The 2,696-nt window shown below is 39.9% G+C and carries 4 protein-coding genes; 2 read left to right on the forward strand and 2 right to left on the reverse strand.

Features of this window, described 5'->3' with window-relative positions; genetic code table 11:
- Positions 1-328, reverse strand: a 328-nt coding sequence (locus H6F92_RS00430) for a DUF4277 domain-containing protein (RefSeq protein ID WP_242029943.1), incomplete at its 3' end; no start/stop codon positions are given.
- A 31-nt stretch (positions 329-359) separates the two neighbouring features.
- On the opposite strand from H6F92_RS00430, the gene H6F92_RS00435 reads away from it, so the two are divergent.
- Positions 360-1,028, forward strand: a complete 669-nt coding sequence (locus H6F92_RS00435; protein WP_242029944.1) for an ion channel — start codon at positions 360-362, stop codon at positions 1,026-1,028.
- 22 nt (positions 1,029-1,050) lie between these two features.
- Here H6F92_RS00435 and H6F92_RS00440 read toward each other — a convergent pair whose 3' ends face one another.
- On the reverse strand, positions 1,051-2,115 hold the full coding sequence (locus tag H6F92_RS00440; protein ID WP_265795516.1) for an FUSC family protein: 1,065 nt from the start codon (positions 2,113-2,115) through the stop codon (positions 1,051-1,053).
- Positions 2,116-2,179: 64 nt separating this feature from the next.
- Here H6F92_RS00440 and H6F92_RS00445 point away from each other — a divergent pair, with 64 nt between their 5' ends.
- On the forward strand, positions 2,180-2,587 hold the full coding sequence (locus H6F92_RS00445; protein ID WP_242029945.1) for a transposase family protein: 408 nt from the start codon (positions 2,180-2,182) through the stop codon (positions 2,585-2,587).
- The last annotated feature ends 109 nt before the right edge of the window (positions 2,588-2,696 follow it).

A 2,696-nucleotide genomic window follows, 5' to 3' on the forward strand; every position in this document is an offset into this window, starting at 1 on the left:
ATGTTCTTAATAACTCTCCACAACGGTCGTCCGTTGCTTCTTTTTCTCCTATTTTCCATCCCGTTATCCCTTCCCGACTTCTTTGATGTTCATTTACCCACGTTTCTAGACAACACATTCTATGATCTCCTTCGCTGATGATATAGGTCAGTAATAATACTGCTAGTTCCCCATAGCTTAATCCTGTGCGATTTCCGTGAGGCTTTTCCAGATTCTCGTCTATCATCTCTGCCACTTTCATTTGTTTTAACCAATGAATAATCACCGGGAGATCATCTATTCGTTCTGACTTTATCTGTGTGGGAATTTTCTTAACTCCTTCAACCAAACCCTTTACTACACAAGGATTTTAACCTTTTTTGTCCTCGATCGCTTTTTTATTTAAGCGAACGGTGAGTTTAGTAGCTAATATCATCTGGTTTGTTGAACATAAGCGCAATCCCGAACAGTTTCCCAAAAATTATTTTAAGGGGGTGCGAGAAGCCTTCTGGTTTGTGTCAGTTACCACAACAACAGTCGGCTATGGCGATAAAGTTCCAGTGACTGCAACCGGCAGGCTTATTACTCATTTGTGGATGTGGATTTCCCTAGCGATTACCTCTTCAATTACGGCAGGTTTGGTGACAACCTTTACCCTAGCATTGACCCAGCAACCTGCTAAAGAGTTGAGCAATCTTCAAGATTTACAAAATAAAAAAGTTGCCCTATTGGCAGGAAGTTCTTATTTGATCAATCTCACGGCTGAATATAAAATTACTCCTGTCTTGGCCAACAGCCTATACCAAGCTATTAATTTAATGTATAGCGGTCAGGTAGATGCGGTTCTTGATTCCTATCGAGTCTTAAAATATTATCTCGATGAAAATCCGAGGGTAGCTTTGACAATTCTGCCTATTTATTCATCTTTCTTGACCTATGGCTTTGTCTTACCTCAAAATAGCCCCCTCCTCAATAAACTCAATATTGATATACTTCAGATGCAGCAGGATAAGACAATTTCAAACATTATTGATAAGTGGATTGAGTGACAGTCTTTTTCCTTTCCTTACTCTAAGCGATCGCTGCAAACATTCCCTTTAATTTCTCTGTAAGTTGATGTAACTCTGCAATGATAAAACTCAAAGATATTACTTCTTCAGTTTGATCTTCTGGAATCGTTTCTAAATAATCCGTTAACCTATGTAAACTTTGGTTAAAATTGGGCATAGATAAGGAGTTAATCCCTGTTTGTTGTATTTGTTGCAAATTCTCAAATGTTTTCGTCACCTGTTCAATAAACTCATCTAATCCGGGCAGTGTTTGGGAAGGCTGAAACTGCTGAAGATGTTGTCGGAGGGTAGTCACTCCATTAATAAAACTAACCCCATTGAGAATCAACTCTGTTGTTCCTACCACATTACCCTGAAATTGCTTTGGTTCTCGTCTCATGCGCTGGACAGTAGCTAAAGCATTATCACTAGCTAATTCAGCTTGACGGCGGCTTAAATCTAAGATTTTGGCACTTTGAGCTTGTCCTTGATAAGCGGCGGCCACAGTTTGAAAATAACTGACACTCTTTTCTAGTAAAATGCCAATTCTTCGGGGTAGGGAACGTCTCTGCCAAATCGGCCAAAGATAGTAACTGATAACTGCCAAAACTCCCCCCAATACAGTATGAAAAACCCTCGTCTCGGCTAACTGCCAATCTTTGGGTACGTCTAGATCTAGAATCAGCACAATTAGCATGGTCAGAAAGAGCATAAAGAAAGCATAATTGACAAAACGGAAGGCAGCAGTTAGGGCAGCTAAGATAATTGGAATTATTATTAGTAGGTTTAGATCTTGAATCTGCAAAACTATGGGAGTTACTAAGATTACCCCTAAAATAGTGCCACCAATGCGCTGTATAGCCTTTTGGATTGTGCCACCATAATCTGGCTGGAGAACAAACAGGACCGTTAAAGCCATCCAATAACCGTGATGCCAATGGAGTAGAATGGATACAAACACGGCAAAAGTAGTGACAGTGGCTAGACGCATGGCCGCAGTAAAATTAATCGACTCAAAAGTCCAGTTATTTTTCAATATTTCCCAAAAAGGGGTGACAGGGGTTAAGGGAACTGATTGGAGTGCCACCTTAGATCTCTTGCATAAGTCTAGACAAAATAGGATAAAATAGTCCAAGAGTTAAGATTGAAAGATGAATTACGAACAAGTAAAAACTTTAAAGCCAACAGAGTTCAAACGCTTGTGTGGCCTGTATCCAGATACATTTAAGGATATGGTAACAGTCCTAAAGGCAGAAAAAGTTTGGCAAAAAAAGACAGGTAGACCGAGCAAATTGAGTACAGAAGACCAACTACTAATAACATTAGAGTATTGGCGAGAATATCGCACCTATTTTCATCGGGGAAATAGCTGGGGTATTAACGAATCAACGGCGTATAGAATTGTTAGGAAAGTAGAGAATATTCTCATCAAATCAGGTCTGTTTAATCTACCTGGAAAAAAAGCCCTATTAGAAAGTAATAGTGAAAGAGAAGTAATAGTGGTGGATGTGTCAGAACATGAGATAGAAAGACCCAAAAAAAAACAGAAATCATACTAGAGTGGCAAGCAGGGATACCACACATTAAAGTCGCAAGTCGTTGCCGATCTCGCGCAGCGAGCGCGTTGCGACCAAAAAAGCGAGCAGGTAATCTGTGTCCGTTGTGAGA

The sequence above is a fragment of the Microcystis wesenbergii FACHB-1317 genome (genome assembly GCF_014696875.1).
In the GTDB taxonomy this organism is placed as follows: domain Bacteria; phylum Cyanobacteriota; class Cyanobacteriia; order Cyanobacteriales; family Microcystaceae; genus Microcystis; species Microcystis wesenbergii_A.